Origin of the sequence: Daejeonella sp., from assembly GCF_046590655.1 — a bacterium.
Lineage (GTDB): Bacteria > Bacteroidota > Bacteroidia > Sphingobacteriales > Sphingobacteriaceae > Daejeonella.
Genome location: NZ_JBKJUM010000169.1, coordinates 1 through 19,548 on the forward strand (window position 1 = coordinate 1; position 19,548 = coordinate 19,548).

Here is a 19,548-nt window from a genome sequence, read left to right on the forward strand (position 1 = left end):
TTAAGCTTTATTTGGCTAAATTTCCCTAAGCCAATAAATGGCGTGGTTAAAGAGGCATTAGTCCGATCGGCCGTGCACAATAATGCGAGCACGACAAAAGTAAAAGTTCTCATCATATTAAACTCAGTAAGTGCGGCTTTAAGTCGCCAGTTAAACAACAGTAAACCAATATCAAAACAAATTTGAGCAAAGAACCAGGAGCAAAGAACCAAGACATATTATATCTCTACTATTGCATTGATTTTTTCATGGAAAAGCTGCTCTGTGTCCTTGTTCTTTGTTCCTTACTCTCCAAGTATTCCTGAACTAAACCTTCAGGAGTTCCTCGATATTTTCAGAAAAGGATAACAGATCACCCTCTTCAAAACGTTTCCCCAAAAACTGAATACCTAACGGAAGACCGGCCTTATTATTGCCTGCCGGCAGAGATATTGCGGGTATCCCCGCTAACGATGCCTGAACTGTAAAAATATCGGCAAGATAGTTTACAACCGGATCATCACTTCCCTCTCCAATTGAAAAGGCAGGTGTGGGTGCGGTTGGAAGCATGATAAAATCAAATTTTGTTAAAATTTCATCGGTTCGTTCACGAATTAATCTTCTAACTTTTTGAGCCTTTGCGTAATACGCGTCATAGTAGCCAGCACTCAATACAAAAGTTCCTAAGATAATCCGGCGTTTGACTTCAGCACCGAATCCTTCAGAACGTGATCTTTTGTAAGTTGTTTCCAGATCAATAGATCCCGGGCTTCTAAACCCATAATGAACTCCGTCATAACGGGCCAGATTAGATGATGCTTCCGCCATGGTTAATATATAGTAGGTCGGGACAACATATTCGAGTAGTCCAAATGAAACAGCCTCAACAATATGTCCTTCAGCTCTCAGCCTTGCGATGCTTCTTTCAAATGCAGCTTTCACCTCCGCATCTAAACCTTCAGAGTCAAGCGCATCAGACAGATAAGCTATTTTTTTCTTTACTTTAAGCGGTTTTATGTGTGAATAAAGTGGGACAGATTTGTTTGAAGCTGTACTGTCGTACTCATCGCATCCTGCAATGACTTCAAGCAGAAGCGCCGCATCTTCGACGGTTTGAGTGATGGGCCCTACCTGATCGAATGACGAAGCATATGAAATGATTCCATGCCTTGAAACACGTCCATAAGTCGGCTTCAAGCCAACTACTCCGCAAAAAGATGCGGGCTGACGTACCGACCCGCCAGTATCTGTACCCAGTGTTGCAAGACAAAGATCTGCCTGAACGGCTACCGCAGCACCTCCTGAAGACCCTCCCGATACTTTGGAGATGTCAGCGTAATTACGAACCGGACCATAATATGAGGATTCATTAGAAGCACCCATCGCAAACTCGTCACAATTAAGCCTTCCTATAATTATGGCATCTTCAGCTAATAGACGATCTACCACAGTTGCAGAGTATGGGGATATATAATTCTCCAGGATTCTGGAAGAGGCAGAGACCTTGTGGTCTTTATAACAGATGTTATCTTTAATACCAATAACCATTCCGGCAAGTTTGCCTGAGGTTCCTGCGGAAATTTTTTTTTGAATAATCAAAGCGGCTGATTGCGCCTCATCTGAAAATACCTCTAGAAAAGCATGGAGCTCCTGATGCTCTTCAATGCGCCCCAGATAATCAGCAACCAGATCCGGTAAAGTTAGCTCCTCATTTTTTAAAGCAGCGCGAATCTTGGATAAAGAGGAAAAACCTTCCATAAATGGAATGTGGTATTAGGTCAGGAAATAAACGATGAGAAAGCCTAACAGAGAGCTTCAAGCAGATAAAAATGGTTCTTCGGGCTGCCAGGTAATTTGGAGCTCGAAGAACCATTTTTCGAAATTAATTATTTGTTATCCTGGTCTTTAGTGGTTGTGTCGCCTTCGCCATTCTGCGCAGTCTTAAATTCCTTAATTCCTCTGCCCAATCCACGCATAAGTTCAGGAATTTTTTTACCGCCAAACAACAACAGAACAACCACCACAATTAAAATGATCTCAGTAACTCCAAGTCCTGCAATCAACAAAGTTGAACTTAACATAAATTCTTTATTTAGTGTGTGATTTTTGTTTCTTCAATACTTTTACTGCTCCCGTAGTTCCGGATTCCGGTACAACCGGCGCTTCTGGATCAACGTTAAAATTACCATCCGCACCAACATCGTACATACTTCCGGGAGCCTCCGGATCCACGTTAAAAGTCGTTTCGGTTTTAGCCTTATCCATGTCAGCAGTAGCGTCAGATACTGTGTTAATATTGTTATGAATCTCCCTTTTAATGCCGTCAGAGGCATCTTTGAATTCTCTTAAACCTTTACCCAGGCCACGTGCCAGTTCAGGAAGCTTCTTGCCGCCAAACAGCAATAGTACAACCAGGAAAATGACTATCATTTCCGGCCCTCCCATATTCAAAAACAAAAATATTGAACTATACATCTCTTTAAAAAATCAATATACAAATATAGGCATTTAAAATACCTAAAATTAAATTAGTTTGCCAGCCAGCTTGCAGGATTCATAGGCATTGCACCTTTCCTTACTTCAAAGTGAACTTCAGTAGTTCCATCTACACCATCAGTAATAACGGCACCTATATTCTGCTTTAACGTAACTTTCTGCCCCCGTGTTACATTTACAGATTTTAAGTTTGAATAAACTGTAAAATATTCGCCATGGCGTAACAAAACCGCATAAGAACCTGCAAAATTTTGAACCGCTGCAACTTCTCCCGCAAACACGGCTCTTACAGTTGACCCTGGAGCAGTTTTAATATCTACACCATTATTTTCTGTGGTGACGTTCCGCCCGTAGGTATGATTACCAAAATCCTCAATAATAATACCATTTGTTACCGGCCATGGCAGGCTCCCCCTGCTACCAAGAAAATCCGAAGATAATTTGGCTGATTCAGGTGTAGCCGCGAGTATACTGGATCCCTTCGAAATCGGCTTTGCATCCGGTGCATCCTTATTTTCTGCTTTAGCTTTTGCAGCAGCAGCTCTGGCCTCTGCTTCAGCTCTTTTCCTTGCTTCTTCAATCTCACGATTAATTGCATTTGCTATAGCACGGTTCAAAGTAGCAGACTCCCGTTGCTTTTGTGAAAGCTCCTGCTTTAATTTCTTTTCCTGACGGCTCAACCCAGAAAGCACTTGCGATTTACTATTCTTTTGGACACCTAAGGTGCGGCGTTCTTTTTGCTGATCATTTAAAAGGTTGCTTTTCTCCCGTTTATTTCGGTCCAGCTCTTCAATCTTGACGTTGAGATCTTTGGCTGTTCCTTCAATATAAGTAGCCTGCTTTTTACGATATTCGCTAAACTGTTGCAGGTATTTCAAACGTTTATATGCCTGGTTAAAATTCTGAGAAGCGAATATAAACATTAGCTTACTGTAAGAACTCTGGTTTCTGAACGCAAATAGAACCATTCCCGCATATTCCTTTTTAAGCTTATTTAGCTGCGATTGAAGCGAACGTACCGTATTCGTGTTATCCGAAATTTGGTTATCAAGAAGCCGGACTTCAGAGTTAATCGTACTGATCTTTTCTTCCCTAAGCCGTATTTGAGCATTCAATGCCCGAATCTGTTTTAGGGAAAGGTTCTTATTATTTGCGGTTTGATTAAGGCTTTTATTTAGCGATTCAATTTCACGGCTTAGAGCTTCCTTGCGTCGTTTGAGTTCAGAACTGCTCTGGGCATAGGTATGAGAACCCAGACAAAAAAACAGGAGAAATAAAAAACACCTCAGCAGCTTCATTAAAACAAATGTATTTAATTTTTGATCGTAAAACGATCAGGCACACGAAATGGTGTCTCCACAGGGACATCAAGTTCAATCTTTGTAAACTTAAGATCCAGACTAATACTCTTACTTTTCGCTTGCGATTTCATTACGATAGAGTGCGGAACCTGTTGTTGCGAAATTGGCTTAAAATCACCGTAAAAAACTAAAAGTGATTGCGACGCACCGGCATCTTTTAGATTTGTTTGCACAACCTTATTTTGATCATTCAACATAAGATCATAAATCATAGATTCTATAGTACTTTTCAGGGCGGTTTGCGTACTGTTTATGTTCACTTCTGTTGATTCTGTGATAAACTCAGAAATTGTGTTACCCACCAGTACAGATTGCAAAGTGGCAAAATTGATCTTATTATTAGTGAATTCGTAGAGATAGCTAAATGGTTTCTGGATATATTCATTCTCCAGGCGATTGATTACTCTTACACTATCTGGTGTAATAAGTGCACGCGCCACCTCCAAACCCGCAATTGCAGTCACCGATACCCAGATAGCTTCATTCTTCTTTATCCGAATATTCATCGAAACGTCGTTTGCGTTACTCCCTATACTCAAAGCAGCCTTTGCTTTGCCTGAAAAGGTATTAAAACTGGATTCGCTGTTTTTAATAGCAGAAATTTTTTCAGTACGTGCAGTTTTTACAGCATCAGCAGGCGGACTTATAACCACATCAGGCACGGATTTAGGTGGCAAGCCTGTGGTACCAACCGCTTTTGTGGATTTACAGGAAACAAAAAAACCAAATAACAACAAAACCACAACACTCCTAGTCAACATATTTTTTCTCATTAATTTTTTTGTTTAAGTTTTCGGAACCAGCGCCACTGCCTTTTGCTTTTATCCATTGCTGTAAAGCAAGATCCCTTTCACCTAATAAATACAATATGTCGCCATAATGTTCCACTTGGGTCGAACTATTTGTGGTGTCATTCCGCAAGGCCTTCTCTATCCATGTTTTTGCCTCTGCATATCTTTTAAGTTTGAACAATATCCATGCATAGGTATCTTCCGAAGAGGCATTATTAGGATCTATCTGAACGGAACGCTTTGACATCTTTTCGGCTTTTTCCAGATTCTCTCCCCTGAGAGACAAATAATAAGCATAGTTATTAAGTATATAACTATTGTCAGGATTTAGTGCAAGGGCTTTATCATAGTACTGATCCGACTCTTTGAACTTTTTCAAAGCATTGTATGAATCGCCAAGGGTTGAGAATATCTGGGCTTGAATTTCTTTGTCTTCAGTTTCCAGATCCGCAGCATTTTTTAAATATGAAACCGCTTTATCATATTTTTTTGTTTGGGAATAGGCAATCCCAGTATATAAGTATAATTCTGCCTGGTTTGGAAAAACGGCAAGCGCTTCTTCCCCATCGGCAATAGCCTGCTGATAATCCCCCTGGCTAACTTCTATCCTTAACAGTTGCTCCCATATCTGGTATATCTGGTCATTGAGCTTAAGCGCTTTTCTATAAGAATCACGGGCTTCCTTATATTTTTTATCCTGGAAGAGTACATCTCCATAAATCGCAAAAGCTTTGGCTTCATCCGGATGGGTCTTCGTCATGATAGAGGCTAGCTCATTAGCATAAGCACGGGCAGTAAAATCAGCGAACATTGGAAAGAAAGAAAGAACTATCCTGACCTTCTCATCAATGCTCAGTTTAGGATCAGCAAAGGCAACTTTCAATTCAATAAATGTATTGTCAAACTGCTTCATAGCCTTATAATTATCAGCAAGGGCCAGCCGTACCATAGCATTTGTCGGATCAGCGGCTTTCGCCTTGTTCAGCACCTCTATAGCTTTATCCCTATTGCCTGATTTTACATACACTTCGCTGAGGTATAAATAATTCCGGACATCATCAGGATTATCCTTGATCTGAGTTTCAAGTTCCTGCTCCACTTTCTCTGGTTTACCCTGTTGTAACAGGATACGCTGTTTCGCTGATGTCAAATCCTGGGAAGAACCAAATTTCGATTCGATCTCATCATACGCGGCAACAGCCTGATCAGTCTTTTTAAGGATCATAAAAGCATTTGCCCGATCATAATAACTTTCTTCCTTGTCCGGTCGTAACCTGATAAGCTCCTCAAGAACAAGCAGGAGTTCAGATATATTGTTAGTCTTTTTATAAACGTCCGCTAGAAATGACCAATACCATTCATTATCAGGTGAAACGGTTACTGCATTCCTGATCAGGCGCTCCGCTTCAGTGGGCTTATTTTGTGCCATGCTCATATTGGCAAGTTCGTACATAGAAGCATCGTTTGCCGGATCGATATCGAGCACCTTTTTAAATGAAACTGCTGCCTGCGGATAATTCTCCATTAATTTCTCATGGATACCTTCAAAAAATATTTCCCTTGCCTGAAGGCTGTCGTTCTGACTCAAAACTTTACCTACCACTATAACAGGGCCTGACTTAGTTTGGGCCTGGGCCTCGATGAGGAGAAGCGATAGAATGAATAGAAGGAGAATGTTAGTTTTCATATTTTTAAGTAGCAAATATCACCTGGAGGTTCCCGCTTCCGCGGGAATGACATGGCGATGGGGTATATATAGGAGATTCCGGCCTTCGCCGGAATCTACGTGTGCGGTTATATCCCCACCTATCCCCAACAAAAACGCTGTCATTCCCGCGAAAGCGGGAACCTCCAATACATACATTTTTCCATAAATATATTTTCAGTTTTTCCACTTTCAGCCTTTCAACTTACAATCCCGTGTGCCCGTAACCTCCCGCACCACGAACAGTCTCCGTTAAAATATCAACTTCGTTCCACTTAATATGCTCGTACCTGGAAATTACCATTTGTGCGATGCGGTCGCCATTCCCTATTTCAAAGTTTACATCCGAAAAGTTGATTAACAATATCTTTAGCTCGCCGCGATAATCCGAATCTATGGTGCCCGGCGAATTTAATATGCTAATACCATGTTTTAATGCCAGTCCGCTTCTGGGCCTGATCTGTGCCTCAAACCCTACAGGCAATTCTATATACAAGCCTGTAGGAATTAGCTTCCGTTCCATTGGAGCAATCACTACCGGTTCTGTTAGATTAGCCCGAAGATCCATCCCTGCGGAAGCTTCCGTTTCATAAGCTGGGTGCGGATGTTCTGATTTGTTTATTATTTTAATATCCGTATGAGACATGAGACATGAGATATGAGATGTGAGATGTGAGAAACGGAATTAAGCATATTAGACTTGATCAGGCTCTCAGCAGGTTTCTTAATTCTTTTCTCTCAACATAATAAGTTACCAACGTAAATATAATAAACAGGGTATTTCCAATGATCAAATTACGTTTAAATACTACAAATGATACAAAAACTATAATAACTGAAGATATAAGATAGCCAGCAATTTTATTAATGTTATATGGAATCGGGTAATTTTTTTGGCCCCAGATATAGGAGAGTATCATCATTACCGTATAGGCCGTCAGCGAAATCCATGCAGAGGCGAGGTATCCGTAAATTGGGATGAACAATACGTTTAAAACAATGGTCAGAATTGCACCAACTCCGGATATATAAAGCCCGTACCGGGTTTGGTCGGATAGCTTATACCAAATCGACAGGTTTATATATATTCCAAGACTGACGTATCCAAATAAAAGCACGGGAACTACAGGCAAACCGGACCAGTATTCGCGTTTTTGCCTGAGATCCTCACCTTCTGTACTAAATTTCCAAATATCCCCCTCAATAAAATACTTGAGTATTTCAATGTTTGTAACCAGCATCACAAAAATCAGACAGACCGCTATCACAAAGTAATTCATGATTCGCGCATACGTTTCTCCTGAATTCTTATTCCTCGCATGACTGAAAAAAAAAGGCTCTGCACCTAGCCGAAAGGCATTAATAAAGATACTGAGGAATATGGCGATCTTGGCGCAGGCACCATAAATTCCTACCTGATCTTGTTGCTCGGGAGGTAGAAGCATTCCAAGCAATATTTTATCTATGTGTTCATTGATAATGAAAGAGATATTGGCAATAAGAATCGGCAAGCTATAATACATCATGTCCTTAAGTATGCGACTGTCATACTTCAACCTTACCTGAATAATCTCAGGCAATAGGAGCAAAAGTGTTATAATACTTGCTATGAGATTTGACAGAAATACATAGCCCACCCACCGTCCCCTGTACCAGCTTAAAAGACTTTCACCTGGTAAATCATTATTTATCCAAAAAGGTACTCCAAAAATGAAAAATAAATTAAGTCCGATAAACGTCAGGATATTGGTAAATTTAATCAGACTATAGCGCATTGGCTTACCTTCGGCGCGTACTTTTGCGAATGGAATGACTGCAAGGGCATCCGCAACCAGGATCCAGATGAAATAATTTATGTAGGTAGCATAATCGGCATCATAGACCCGGCCTTGTTGCATCCAATGCGCAATATCTTCTGTAAACAAGACGGAAAAAGAAAGAAAGACGGCGGTGAGAGACAGAATTACTATGAACGTGTTGTTATAGACCTTTTGTTTCTCATTTTCGAACTTGTTCAGATATCTGAAAAAAGTTGTTTCCATGCCAAACGCTAAAATTGCATTCAGTATTGAGGCCCAGGCAAACATGACAGTAAATATCCCATACACCTTTGCTGAATAGATCCGAGTGTAAATAGGACTAAGAAGAAACCCGAGAAATCTGGAAATTACGGTACTTACACCATATATAGCAGTCTGACCGGCAAATTTCTTAATTGCTGACAATGAGAGAGAGGATTTGCATTACTTCCTTAAAACTTCAAAATTACGGTAATTTTTCATTTCGCCTTCAGCAAGCTCTACATTTTCTACCGCGGAGCGATCTGAACCTTTGTGACAAAATTCCAGAAACAGATCGAGCGAAAAATCGTCGCCTTCAGCCTCTATAGCAACAGTTCCATCAGAGCAATTACGCGCTGTTCCTTTCACCCCGAGCTGATCCGCAACAGCTTTACTGGTATCTCTAAAAAAAACTCCCTGCACCCGACCGCTAATAATAATATCTAAATGTTTCATACATCCAATCAAAACGATAACTTACTTATCCGCTCCTTCTCTGAATTAAACTCCTGCCACATCTTATCCAAAATGTCTCGTGCCGATTTTATCTCCTGAATACTTGAAGCGATTTGCCCTATTTCCAGTTCACCTTCTGTCAGGTCACCCTCAAACATCCCTTGTTTTGCCCTTCCTTTTCCCAGAAGCTGCATCAAATCTGACCTTGAGGCCCCTTCTGATTCTGCCTTTTCAACCCTGTGAAAAAATTCATTTTTCATCAGCCTGACAGGGATAAGCGATTTCATGCTGAGCTTAGTTTCACCCTCAGTCGCCTTCAGAATAGCATTCTTAAAGTTATCATGTGCTGATGATTCTATTGAAGCGGCAAAAAGCGACCCGACCTGCACTGCATCTGCGCCAAGCGCAAAGGCTGCAAGCATTGCCTTCCCACTTCCAATCCCGCCTGCTGCAATAACCGGTATCGAAACGGCTTCGCAAATTTCCGGAACCAGACAAAGAGTGGTAGTTTCCTCCCTGCCGTTGTGCCCGCCAGCCTCGAACCCCTCAGCAACGACAGCATCCACACCGCTCTGCTCAGCCTTAAGTGCAAATTTCTTGTTTGCAATGACATGCACAACCGTTATTCCATTTGCTTTAAGATAATTTGTCCATTTGGAAGGATCCCCTGCGGAGGTAAAAACAATTCTTACTTCTTCGTTGACGAGTATTTCAAAGATTTGATCAATATCATGATATAAAAGCGGAACATTCACCCCAAAAGGTTTTGAAGTAGCAAGTTTGCACTTTTTTATGTGTTCTCTCAGGACATCCGGTGTCATCGATCCGGCACCAATAAGCCCCAACCCGCCCGCATTCGAAACAGCGGAAGCTAAACGCCATCCGCTGCACCAGACCATACCTGCCTGGATAATAGGATAGTGAATGTCGAAAAGCGTTTTTATAGCATTCATTGCTGTAAAGTTGGACTTTTACAGCACAATCGCAAAATTAATTCAGTTTCCGTACCTCCGACCCCGCCGTCAACTCCAACCCATCCGTATTAGTAATCAGATTCAATCCCGGTGTCTTTCCTGGCTCAATCGATCCATATTTATGGTCGATTCCGAGAAACCTTGCCCCGTTAATAGTAGCCCAGCGGATCGTTTCGATTAGGGATAGTGAAGGAAAATGCTCTTTAATTACTATTAATTCAGACAAAATGCACAGCTTATCATTGGAAGCAAGGCTGTCTGTACCCACAGTTATGTTAAATTCGTGAAATTGGAACATTTCAATTTTTGGGAGCCTGCTTTCGATAAACAAATTAGCTTTTGGGCAAAAGCACCAGTGAATATCCCGATTAAAGCGGTTGGCAAAATAAACATCCTTTAAACTTGTGTATGTATTATGCACCAAAAGTATTCGTTGATTCGCCGGAAATAAGGGTATGATCGATTGAACAGAATTACGGCCCTTTGGTCGAAAAAAATCAATGTTAATATTAAGCTTCTGATAGAAGTCAAGCAATTTGCCATTCTTATACCTGTAAAGCTTATTTTCCTCATCACTTTCCTGGTTGTGCATAGTTGTTAGCTCAGCATGCCCCTCTTTATTTTTCTGAAATAGCTTTAACAATTCTTTTGATACTGAATATGGCGAATGCGGAGCAAGAGATGCTGAAAGTGGGGCGAATTCTCTTAATCGGCTAAGGGCATTCTCAAAGGCCAATTCAGCTTTGTCAGGGTCAAAACCTAAAAATTCGACAAATGTATGATAATGTAAAGCACTTCTTTGTTTAACACTTTTGGAAAGGAGGTTGTTCGATATGTCACCGACAGCTACAATTCCATTTTCCTGCATCACCCTGTCAGCTTTTTCCATTGCATGAAGGATATCTTTTTCGTTGGAAGAGCGTTCATTGATAACCTTGCCAAGGAAAGATATCAGGCCTTCATGGGGAGCAATTTTTCCCACCATATGCGATAATTCCAGATGACAGTGAGCGTTTACAAATCCTGGGACGATTATACCCTTATGGTGCTCAATATGGCCAGAAATTGTTTCAGCGCTTTCGCTGGTGGATACATGGATAATTTCACCCTTCTCATCAACAGATACAATTCCATTTTTCAGCGGCTCACCATTTACGGGAATGATAAAGTCAGCACTAACATGTCTGATCATGCCTGAATTGAGAGAGACGGAATATTAATCACAGGAGAAATAGTTATATGAAATGTACTGAATTATTTCCACGGTCATACGAAAAACATGTAAAAAGGTTAATACTATTTTAGAAGTCTGATTGGTTAACTTTGCACAAACTAATGGAGAACTCCAAAATTGACATTCGGGCTTTATCTATTGATAAACTACGAGAGCATTTTTCTGAAATCGGCGAACCAGCATTCCGCGCAAAGCAGGTTTACGAGTGGCTATGGGAAAAATCATGCGTTGATTTTGATGAAATGAGTAATCTTTCAAAGCCTTTGCGGGAGAAGCTGAAGAAAACATTCACAATCAACCATGTCAGCATTCATCAATCACAGTTCAGTTCCGACAAAACCATAAAGAATTCATTTAAACTTTACGATAGTAATATCATAGAAGGTGTTTTGATACCGGCTACTGATCGCATGACTGCTTGTGTGAGTTCGCAGGTGGGTTGCAGTTTAACGTGCAAGTTCTGCGCTACAGGGTATATGGATAGAAAACGGAACCTCAATGCGGATGAGATTTACGATCAGGTTGTATTGATTGATAAGCAGGCAAAACAAAATTATCATGCGCCCTTAACTAATATAGTTTATATGGGAATGGGAGAACCCCTGCTCAATTATGCTAACGTACTGAAATCCATCGAACGAATTACCGCCAAAGACGGCTTGAATATGGCTCCGAAACGCATTACAGTTTCTACGGCCGGTATTGCAAAGATGATTCGTAAGCTTGGAGATGATGAAGTACGGTTTAATCTTGCTCTTTCTTTACATGCCGCAAATGACGAAAAGAGAAATACGATTATGCCCATCAATGAGCAAAACTCGTTGAAAGCGCTTGCTGATGCACTTAAATACTATTTCTCGAAAACCAAGAATCCTGTTACATACGAATACATCATATTCAATGATTTTAACGATACTCTGGACGACGCAGCTGAACTAGCTAAGTTTTGCCGGCACATTCCGTGTAAAGTAAATATTATTGAATATAATCCGATAACCTTTGCTGATTTTCAAAACGCGGACGCCGACCGGACAGATGAATTTGCTGCCTATCTTCGAAAACATGGCATCAATACAAACATTAGAAGGAGCAGAGGGAAGGATATTGATGCTGCATGCGGGCAGTTGGCGGTGAAGAGTTAAGCCGTTAACTCAAAAGTTTTTCCCTTTTAAATTACCCACAACGAAAATTCCTATTTTTAATGTCTAAGAGCGCCTTCGCGCTGCTTGATGCTTATTTAACCGCAGAGAACGCAGAGTTTGACGCAGAGAACGCAGAGAAAGTTTGACAGAAAATGAAATTTCTACTAAAATCATTGGACTAGCCATTGAAGTTCATTCGGCATTGGGACCCGGTTTGTTAGAAAGTTCGTATAAAGAATGCCTGCTTTATAAACTTCGTAAATCGGGGTTGGCTGTAGAAAAAGAAAAGGCAATACCGTTGATTTTCGAAGGAATTAAACTGGAATGTGGCTATAGGATTGACCTACTCGTGGAGAATAAGTGTGTTGTTGAAGTTAAAAGTATTGCAGAGATACATGATGTGCATTTAGCGCAAACTCTTACGTATTTGAAACTTGGGAATTATAAACTAGGGTTACTCATTAACTTTAATGTCTACCGCTTAAAAGAAGGAATTAAAAGAATCTCAAATGGATTACATCATTGCCAGACTTTTTTCTTCTAGGTTGTAAATCGGTTCTCTGCGCTCTCTGCGTATTTCTCTGCGATCTCTGCGTTTAAAAATTAGCGCGTTTAACTTAGTCACTCTCACTTATATCGGCGCAAATGTTTAAGACTTTTCTCCAAGATTTCCTTGCCCTCTTCTTCCCCGAACTATGCGCCGCTTGCGGCACTAATTTGTTCAACAACGAGCAGGTGATCTGCACCAACTGCATCTACCATCTGCCCCTTACTAACTTTCATAATGATTCAGAAAACAGGCTTAGTAAGCAGCTATGGGGAAGATTTATTTTCGAGCAGGCATCCTCTTTTGTTTATTTTAGAAAAGGCGGCAGAGTTCAAAACATCATGCATCAGTTAAAGTATAATAAAAGACCAGAGGCAGGTTACAGGATGGGGCAGTTATATGCTCAGGCGTTAAAAGCTGCCGACAAATGGATCATCCCGGATCTGATCATCCCAGTGCCGCTGCACCCGGCTAAATTGCGAAAGCGTGAGTATAACCAGAGTGAAAGTATCGCAAATGGTATGGCATCCATTCTGGTTATTGCTGTTGTGCCCGACAATCTGGTGCGAATTGCAAACACCGAAACACAAACAAAAAAATCGCGTTTTGAGAGATATGAAAACCTTGCCGGTGCTTTCATTTGCCGCTTTCCAGATGCTCTAAAAGGAAAACATATTCTGGTGGTAGATGATGTTTTTACTACAGGAGCAACCCTGGAAGCCTGCAGTATTGTTTTGCTGGAAATTGCAGCGGTAAGGATTAGTATTGCGACGGTCGCTTTTGCGGAATAACATTTTTTTTTAACCGCAAAGGGCGCAGAGCATAAAAAATAAATTAAACAATCTTTAATAACACTTTTCGCCCAATCCTCCGCGGCTGATCTTCGGTGGTGGAAAAAAACAGGCTGGACGTATATTTTACCGCGGAGATCGCAGAGGTTTTGCACAGAGAACACAGAGAGAGAATCATTAAACCAAGGAGCTCAACAAGCACTTATTGAAAGACTTGCGACTCTGCGCCTGTACTCTGCGTTCTCCGCGGTTAATATTTGTTGCGTTTAAGTTTCTGTGGGTACGTAGAATGAACTTTAAACCAGAATAGAAATCAAATTAATCTTATTGAAAATCAACAGTTTAGCACTGCCTTTTAAACTATTCTAAAATTAATGCAACATTCCCTCCAAAACAGCGTATAAGATATCGAGAGCGTTAATTTAGATAGAATTAGCCGGACACCTTTTAGGTTCCGGCTTTTTCTTTTTTATCGGGATCGATCAACCAGAAGACTTCTGATTTTTGAATATAGCTCGTTTGGTACAAAGGGCTTCATGACATAGCCATCCATCCCAGACTCACTTATGGATTCTAACTTAAGTGCGAAAAGAGATGCCGTGAGTGCAACGATAGGCAATTTTGTATATTTCCCACCTAATTTTCTTATCTCGCTCGCTGCTTCCATTCCATCCATTACAGGCATGTGAAGATCCATTAATATCAAATCAAAATGAGAGGACATCACCTTATCAAGTGCGACCTTGCCATTTTCGGCAAAATCCACGTCAATGCCCCATTTGGTAAGCACCTTGCTGGCAAGGAGTCTGTTAATCTCGTTGTCATCAACCACCAGTATAGAAGCATGTATTTGGTCTAATGGAGTTTTTTGATCATCAAGCATAAAAGATTCCTCTGATTGATCAAATTCAATAACGAAACTAAATTTTGAACCTTTCCCAACCTCACTTTCGACTACAATTTCAGAATCATATAAATGAAGCAGGCTTTTAGTAATGGCCAGTCCCAGACCAGTTCCTCCATATTTCCTGGTGGTATCGGAGTTTGCCTGAGTGTATGACTCAAAGATGTAATCTAGTTTTTCAGGTTCTATTCCGATACCTGTGTCAGAAATCTCAAACCGAACTCTTACAGTCTTTTTCTTTTCCGTTAAAAGGTCGAGCTTTAATTTGACTTCCCCATTTTCGGTGAATTTTACTGAATTACCCAGAAGATTTATCAATATCTGATATAAACGTATACTGTCGCCTTTTACATATTTGGGTATTCGGTGATCAATCTCTGATTTTAATATAACCGGCTTTTCTGCCGTACTAAACTGCAGGGAATTAAGTGTTTTGGAAACCAGCTCTTTCAGATCCACATTAAGGCTTTCCAAAACCATATTTCCAGTCTCGATTTTTGTAAAATCAAGAATATCGTTTATAAGCTTTAATAAATTCTGAGCAGAAAATCCAAGTATCTTCAGGTTTTCGATTTGGCCTTCGGTAGGGTTATCATCCATAAGAATATGTGACATACCAATAACTGCATTCAAAGGTGTCCTGATTTCATGACTCATAACAGACAAGAATGTCTCCTTAGCCTTACTGAGCTGAAGTGCCTCCTCGCGTGTTTTAATAAGTTCTTCTTCGGCAAGCTTCCGCTCGGATATATCGTTGATGATCTCGACCTGCTGGTCGCGGCTGCCATCCCTATTAAATGTTGGGGTATTTGAGATAGACAACCAAATGGGTGTGCCGTCCTTTTTGTAACTAAGTAATTCAATATTTGTAGCGATCGATTCAGACGCTTGTCTCCTGGCAGTTTCCAGCACTTCCAGGTTAGTACCCACACCGGAAAGCAAGTCACCAGGACGGGTATTTTTGAAATCTTCGAGAGAATATCCCGTAAGTTTTTCCAGCGCATCGTTAATCCACTTGATCTTTCCTTCAGAAGTGCTTATTGCTACTCCGTTGATTGTCTTGCTGGCTACAAGAGATAATAATGTAAGTTGTTCTTCATTAAACTTACGTTCAGTAATGTCATTTATAATCTCAACCTGGCGTTCTACTACTCCCGCCTCGTTCAATATCGGGGTGGTAGATGCCTGTATCCATAGAGGAGTACCATCTTTTCTATAGATTTTAAGATCAATATTATAAGCCTTTTGGGCTGAAATTGCTTTTCTTGCTATTTCAAGAGCACTAGGGTCCGATCCATCACCTACAACTACCTCACCTAAACGTTTACCTTTTAATTCGTCCAAACTGTAGCCAAGTAATGATTCGGTGGCAGCATTAATCCAAATCACCTTCCCCACCCCATCACGAATTATGACACCGCTTGCCGATTTACTGGCAACCAATGAAAGGGTTTCCAATTCCTCCTCAACCTTTTTGCGTGATGTTATATCAATGATGACTTCAATCTCTTTGTCGATATTTCCCTCCGGATCCAATATTACCGAGTTTAAAACCGAAAGCCAGATTGGTGTGCCATCTTTCTTGTAAGAAAGGATGTCAATATTATAGGGAAGCTTATTTCTGGTACTTTCCCTCACTTTCTCAAGAACATTCTTGTCGGTTAGTTCGCCTGACAAGACATCTCCGATTTTCTTCCCCTTTAAATCTTTCAGGCTGTAGCCGGTGATATCTTCTGAAGCTTCATTCGACCATATTACCCTGCCCGTACTGTCGCTGATTATGACTCCGTTATTTACTTTATTTGCCACGAGGGATAACTGCTCCAGTTCAGCGATCATTTCTTTCTGCTCGCTGATGTCCCTCCCATTGGCATACCATTTATTATTTTTCACTGCGAAAGACCAGCCCATCCATCTGGAAGTACCATCCTTTAGCTTAGTTCTGGTCTCGACATCAAAACTTTTTCTCCGGGCCATCAGTCCACGAGCGAATATTGGCTGGAAAATCTTCAGATCCTCTTCAAGGAAAAAATCCCAGGAAGGGCGGCCTTCAACTTCCCCTGGCGTATATCCCAATAACTTCTCAATCGCTTTATTAGCCACCAGTATGGTTCCGTTCCTGTCCAGGATGCACTGCAGTTCAGCGGAATTATTGAACATCGTGCTGATATCCTCATACTTAGTAATAAGCCCTTTAAGTTCAAGATTGTTCTTCCGCGCCTCCAGGTGGGCAACTACTTCTTTTGCCAGGTCGGACAAAATCTGCCTTTCCTGTTCATTAATATCCCCCGGCACGGTATCCATAATGGCTAAAGAACCCAAAGCATGTCCATCGGGAGAAGTCAGAGGAGCGCCGGCATAGAAGCGAATTTTAGGATTAGATATAACCCTTGAAAGATTTACAGTGCGGGGATCCAGAGTGGTATCCGGAATTACTATCAAACGGTTCTCCTCAATAGTAAACCGGCATATGGAATCCTTCCTGGAATAGCCCTGAATGTTTACGCCATGTTGAGACTTAATAAAAACTCCGTTTTCATCAACAAAAGCGATAAGTGCGATAGGCTTTTTAAAAATGTATGAAGCAATGCGTGTAATGCGCTCATATTCAGGCTCGGGAGAAGAATCAAGGATACGGTAACTCTTTAATGAGTGTATCCGTACCCTTTCAATTTCCTCTGCCAGAGATTCAGACATACCGTTTAATAAATTTGGTTAATTATATAATGGGTATTTTTCCATCATTTCATTAACTTTTTTACGGATTTTCTTGAAATTAGTTGTGCTTGCTGGCTTAGAAATTACTTCGTCAATTAATTCCACAATCCTGACCATTTGTTTTTCCTTTAATCCCCTGGTGGTTACGGCGGCCGTCCCAACACGAATCCCGGAAGTTACGAAGGGCGATTTGTCGTCAAATGGAACCATATTCTTATTTACGGTTATTGCAGCTTCACCCAAGGCGTTCTCTGCGTCCTTTCCTGTTATGTTTTTATTTCGGAGATCGATAAGCATCATGTGATTATCTGTTCCTCCGGAAATTAGCTGGTAACCACGTTCTACAAATGCCGCTGCCATTGCTTCTGCATTCTTCTTCACCTGAATTATATATTTCATGTAACCATCGCTAAGAGCTTCGCCAAAAGCTATTGCCTTTGCGGCGATGATATGTTCCAGCGGACCACCCTGAGTTCCGGGAAAAACGGCCATATCCAACACCGATGACATCATTCTCAATTCTCCCTTAGGAGTTTTTTGTCCCATAGGATTTTCGAAATCCTGTCCCATCATAATCATTCCGCCACGCGGCCCTCGTAAGGTCTTGTGGGTAGTAGTTGTTACTACATGACAATGCGGAAGAGGATCATTCAGTAATCCGCGGGCAATCATACCGGCAGGGTGTGAAATATCGGCGAGTACTAAAGCTCCGATCTTATCTGCTACTGTACGGATAAATTTATAATCCCAGTCTCTTGAATAAGCCGAAGCGCCGCAAATGATCAGTTTTGGTTTTTCTTTTAATGCAATCTCTTCCAGTTTCTTATAATCAACCAGGCCCGTTTCACGGACAACGCCATAGAAAAATGGCTTATATAATTTACCAGAGAAATTAACTGGTGAACCATGAGTTAAGTGACCTCCATGAGAAAGATCAAATCCTAATATTTTATCGCCCGCATTTAAGAGCGCCAGAAGGACTGCTGCATTAGCCTGTGCTCCAGAATGAGGCTGCACATTAACCCAGGCTGCATTAAACAGTTTTTTTGCACGTTCGATAGCGATGTTTTCAACCTCGTCAACTACTTCGCAACCTCCATAATATCTCTTTCCAGGCAAGCCTTCAGCATATTTGTTGGTCAGAACCGAACCAGCAGCTTCCAGTACTTGCTTGCTTACGAAATTCTCTGATGCAATTAACTCCAGACCGGTTTCCTGGCGTTCTTGTTCTTCATCTATCAGGTTGAATATAAGTTTATCTCTCTTCATGAATGTGTTAAAGTAACTTGAATAAAAATTAAGTATTATGCGTAAAAATACGAATTAAGATTTGATTGATATTTATGTTGGGGGAAAAGGTTTGGTTGGGCGCTTCGCCCTGGGCTGGCGCCCACTTTTTTAACGCAGAGGGCGCAAAGTACACGCAGAGCTACGGGAGAGATATCAGATCCCCACTTTCGTGGGGATGACATCGTTCTTTTAGCGTCGGGGGCGGGGAGGTTTGCGACTGGGTGTCGCAAATCTCCCCGCCCCCTTGTCACCATACAGATTGTCATTCCCGCGAAAGCGGGAACCCCCCTACCTTCCCCTCAACCCAAAAATTATTAAACCCCAAGCCCGTTTGTATAGAGATCAGCTCCTGCTGCAGCATTTCAAGCAAAGCCAGAAAATTATAAACGAAATGAACCTTGTTGTCTGAATGAGAAAGTAAACTCTTGAAATCAAGCCTTTTGTTTACTTCCAGAAGCTGCTTTATGACGGTTTTTTGATTCTCAATATTGTAAGGATATTGCTCCACTATATGCTCCGCTTCATTTTCGCGATACTGGCTCCGGCTAATGACCTTGTTGAAAATCACCATTAATTTATAAAGGTCAAAAGATTCCAGCTCTTCCCCCGGCTCGGAATTTAAAACAACCTGCTGCATATCAAACAGAATATTTCCCCTCTTTTCAAGCTGAAACCGTTCATGTTCAAGCAGCCTGAATTCTTCCGCCACCAATTTTATCTTTTTATATTCAATAAGCTTTTGAATCAGATTATGCTTCAGATCAATCTCATTTCCTTCTTCATCCAGGTCGGGCCGGGGCAACAGCATTTTCGCTTTTATCCGCATTAATGTTGCAGCCACAAAAATAAATTCGCTCGCAAGCTCAATGTTAAGGCTGCTCATGTGATGCAGGTAATCCAGGAAATCGTCGGTGATTTTTGCAATAGGAACATCCTGAATATCAAGTTCGTCCCTTTCAATAAAAAACAACAAAAGATCAAATGGCCCTTCGAACTGGGGAAGTTGAATTTGGAAATTGTCGTTTGGCTGCATGGGGTGTTTTAAAAGTACGGGGAATTTTTGGGATCTGAGGTCTGAGGTCTGAGGTCTGAGGTCTGAG

Annotated in this window: 17 protein-coding genes; 3 read left to right on the forward strand and 14 right to left on the reverse strand. The window is 41.2% G+C overall.

Features of this window, described 5'->3' with window-relative positions; genetic code table 11:
- Positions 1-306: 306 nt before the first annotated feature.
- The 11 genes from gatA to ACLL8Z_RS15090 form a co-directional block, all read right to left on the reverse strand.
- A complete protein-coding gene (gatA, locus tag ACLL8Z_RS15040) occupies positions 307-1,737 on the reverse strand; it encodes an Asp-tRNA(Asn)/Glu-tRNA(Gln) amidotransferase subunit GatA (protein ID WP_411275616.1) in 1,431 nt (476 codons plus the stop codon).
- A 128-nt stretch (positions 1,738-1,865) separates the two neighbouring features.
- A complete protein-coding gene (tatA, locus tag ACLL8Z_RS15045) occupies positions 1,866-2,060 on the reverse strand; it encodes a twin-arginine translocase TatA/TatE family subunit (protein ID WP_411275617.1) in 195 nt (64 codons plus the stop codon).
- Between the two features lie 7 nt (positions 2,061-2,067).
- The gene (locus ACLL8Z_RS15050) at positions 2,068-2,454 is read right to left on the reverse strand and encodes a twin-arginine translocase TatA/TatE family subunit (protein ID WP_411275618.1); all 387 of its coding nucleotides are present in this window, start codon (positions 2,452-2,454) and stop codon (positions 2,068-2,070) included.
- Between the two features lie 53 nt (positions 2,455-2,507).
- Positions 2,508-3,773, reverse strand: coding sequence for a murein hydrolase activator EnvC family protein (locus ACLL8Z_RS15055; RefSeq protein WP_411275619.1), 1,266 nt, complete (start codon positions 3,771-3,773; stop codon positions 2,508-2,510).
- Positions 3,774-3,787: 14 nt separating this feature from the next.
- Positions 3,788-4,597 carry a DUF4292 domain-containing protein gene (locus ACLL8Z_RS15060; protein ID WP_411275620.1) on the reverse strand — a complete coding sequence of 270 codons (810 nt, stop codon included), beginning with the start codon at positions 4,595-4,597 and terminating at the stop codon, positions 3,788-3,790.
- Positions 4,587-6,314 carry a tetratricopeptide repeat protein gene (locus ACLL8Z_RS15065; protein ID WP_411275621.1) on the reverse strand — a complete coding sequence of 576 codons (1,728 nt, stop codon included), beginning with the start codon at positions 6,312-6,314 and terminating at the stop codon, positions 4,587-4,589. The genes ACLL8Z_RS15060 and ACLL8Z_RS15065 overlap by 11 nt, the downstream gene beginning before the upstream one ends.
- A gap of 223 nt (positions 6,315-6,537) precedes the next feature.
- On the reverse strand, positions 6,538-6,978 hold the full coding sequence (dut, locus tag ACLL8Z_RS15070) for a dUTP diphosphatase (protein ID WP_411275622.1): 441 nt from the start codon (positions 6,976-6,978) through the stop codon (positions 6,538-6,540).
- Between the two features lie 58 nt (positions 6,979-7,036).
- Positions 7,037-8,557, reverse strand: a complete 1,521-nt coding sequence (locus ACLL8Z_RS15075) for a lipopolysaccharide biosynthesis protein (RefSeq protein ID WP_411275623.1) — start codon at positions 8,555-8,557, stop codon at positions 7,037-7,039.
- Between the two features lie 18 nt (positions 8,558-8,575).
- On the reverse strand, positions 8,576-8,848 hold the full coding sequence (locus ACLL8Z_RS15080) for an acylphosphatase (RefSeq protein ID WP_411275624.1): 273 nt from the start codon (positions 8,846-8,848) through the stop codon (positions 8,576-8,578).
- Positions 8,849-8,856: 8 nt separating this feature from the next.
- Positions 8,857-9,801 carry an NAD(P)H-dependent flavin oxidoreductase gene (locus ACLL8Z_RS15085; protein ID WP_411275625.1) on the reverse strand — a complete coding sequence of 315 codons (945 nt, stop codon included), beginning with the start codon at positions 9,799-9,801 and terminating at the stop codon, positions 8,857-8,859.
- Between the two features lie 37 nt (positions 9,802-9,838).
- A complete protein-coding gene (locus ACLL8Z_RS15090; RefSeq protein ID WP_411275626.1) occupies positions 9,839-11,014 on the reverse strand; it encodes an amidohydrolase family protein in 1,176 nt (391 codons plus the stop codon).
- Positions 11,015-11,157: 143 nt separating this feature from the next.
- Between ACLL8Z_RS15090 and rlmN the strand changes: the two genes are divergently transcribed.
- From rlmN to ACLL8Z_RS15105, 3 genes are all read left to right on the forward strand, one after another.
- On the forward strand, positions 11,158-12,198 hold the full coding sequence (rlmN, locus tag ACLL8Z_RS15095) for a 23S rRNA (adenine(2503)-C(2))-methyltransferase RlmN (RefSeq protein ID WP_411275627.1): 1,041 nt from the start codon (positions 11,158-11,160) through the stop codon (positions 12,196-12,198).
- 142 nt (positions 12,199-12,340) lie between these two features.
- Positions 12,341-12,742, forward strand: a complete 402-nt coding sequence (locus ACLL8Z_RS15100) for a GxxExxY protein (RefSeq protein ID WP_411275628.1) — start codon at positions 12,341-12,343, stop codon at positions 12,740-12,742.
- Between the two features lie 101 nt (positions 12,743-12,843).
- A complete protein-coding gene (locus ACLL8Z_RS15105; RefSeq protein WP_411275629.1) occupies positions 12,844-13,536 on the forward strand; it encodes a ComF family protein in 693 nt (230 codons plus the stop codon).
- A 469-nt stretch (positions 13,537-14,005) separates the two neighbouring features.
- Here the strand turns inward: ACLL8Z_RS15105 and ACLL8Z_RS15110 are convergent, their stop codons facing one another.
- The 3 genes from ACLL8Z_RS15110 to ACLL8Z_RS15120 all read right to left on the reverse strand — a co-directional run bounded on the left by ACLL8Z_RS15110 (position 14,006) and on the right by ACLL8Z_RS15120 (position 19,481).
- Positions 14,006-17,137: a PAS domain S-box protein gene (locus ACLL8Z_RS15110; RefSeq protein ID WP_411275630.1), complete on the reverse strand. Its 3,132-nt coding sequence runs from the start codon at positions 17,135-17,137 to the stop codon at positions 14,006-14,008.
- A gap of 18 nt (positions 17,138-17,155) precedes the next feature.
- The gene (gene glyA, locus ACLL8Z_RS15115; RefSeq protein WP_411275631.1) at positions 17,156-18,427 is read right to left on the reverse strand and encodes a serine hydroxymethyltransferase; all 1,272 of its coding nucleotides are present in this window, start codon (positions 18,425-18,427) and stop codon (positions 17,156-17,158) included.
- Between the two features lie 283 nt (positions 18,428-18,710).
- Positions 18,711-19,481 carry a segregation and condensation protein A gene (locus tag ACLL8Z_RS15120; protein WP_411275632.1) on the reverse strand — a complete coding sequence of 257 codons (771 nt, stop codon included), beginning with the start codon at positions 19,479-19,481 and terminating at the stop codon, positions 18,711-18,713.
- Positions 19,482-19,548 lie beyond the last annotated feature (67 nt).

Bases quoted from the DNA above. Each gene is read 5' to 3' on its own strand.
- gatA (WP_411275616.1), bottom strand. From the start codon at position 1,737: ATGGAAGGTTTTTCCTCTTTATCCAAGATTCGCGCTGCTTTAAAAAAT.
- tatA (WP_411275617.1), bottom strand. From the start codon at position 2,060: ATGTTAAGTTCAACTTTGTTGATTGCAGGACTTGGAGTTACTGAGATC.
- ACLL8Z_RS15050 (WP_411275618.1), bottom strand. From the start codon at position 2,454: ATGTATAGTTCAATATTTTTGTTTTTGAATATGGGAGGGCCGGAAATG.
- ACLL8Z_RS15055 (WP_411275619.1), bottom strand. From the start codon at position 3,773: ATGAAGCTGCTGAGGTGTTTTTTATTTCTCCTGTTTTTTTGTCTGGGT.
- ACLL8Z_RS15060 (WP_411275620.1), bottom strand. From the start codon at position 4,597: ATGTTGACTAGGAGTGTTGTGGTTTTGTTGTTATTTGGTTTTTTTGTT.
- ACLL8Z_RS15065 (WP_411275621.1), bottom strand. From the start codon at position 6,314: ATGAAAACTAACATTCTCCTTCTATTCATTCTATCGCTTCTCCTCATC.
- dut (WP_411275622.1), bottom strand. From the start codon at position 6,978: ATGTCTCATACGGATATTAAAATAATAAACAAATCAGAACATCCGCAC.
- ACLL8Z_RS15080 (WP_411275624.1), bottom strand. From the start codon at position 8,848: ATGAAACATTTAGATATTATTATTAGCGGTCGGGTGCAGGGAGTTTTT.
- ACLL8Z_RS15085 (WP_411275625.1), bottom strand. From the start codon at position 9,801: ATGAATGCTATAAAAACGCTTTTCGACATTCACTATCCTATTATCCAG.
- ACLL8Z_RS15090 (WP_411275626.1), bottom strand. From the start codon at position 11,014: ATGATCAGACATGTTAGTGCTGACTTTATCATTCCCGTAAATGGTGAG.
- rlmN (WP_411275627.1), top strand. From the start codon at position 11,158: ATGGAGAACTCCAAAATTGACATTCGGGCTTTATCTATTGATAAACTA.
- ACLL8Z_RS15105 (WP_411275629.1), top strand. From the start codon at position 12,844: ATGTTTAAGACTTTTCTCCAAGATTTCCTTGCCCTCTTCTTCCCCGAA.
- ACLL8Z_RS15110 (WP_411275630.1), bottom strand. From the start codon at position 17,137: ATGTCTGAATCTCTGGCAGAGGAAATTGAAAGGGTACGGATACACTCA.
- glyA (WP_411275631.1), bottom strand. From the start codon at position 18,427: ATGAAGAGAGATAAACTTATATTCAACCTGATAGATGAAGAACAAGAA.
- ACLL8Z_RS15120 (WP_411275632.1), bottom strand. From the start codon at position 19,481: ATGCAGCCAAACGACAATTTCCAAATTCAACTTCCCCAGTTCGAAGGG.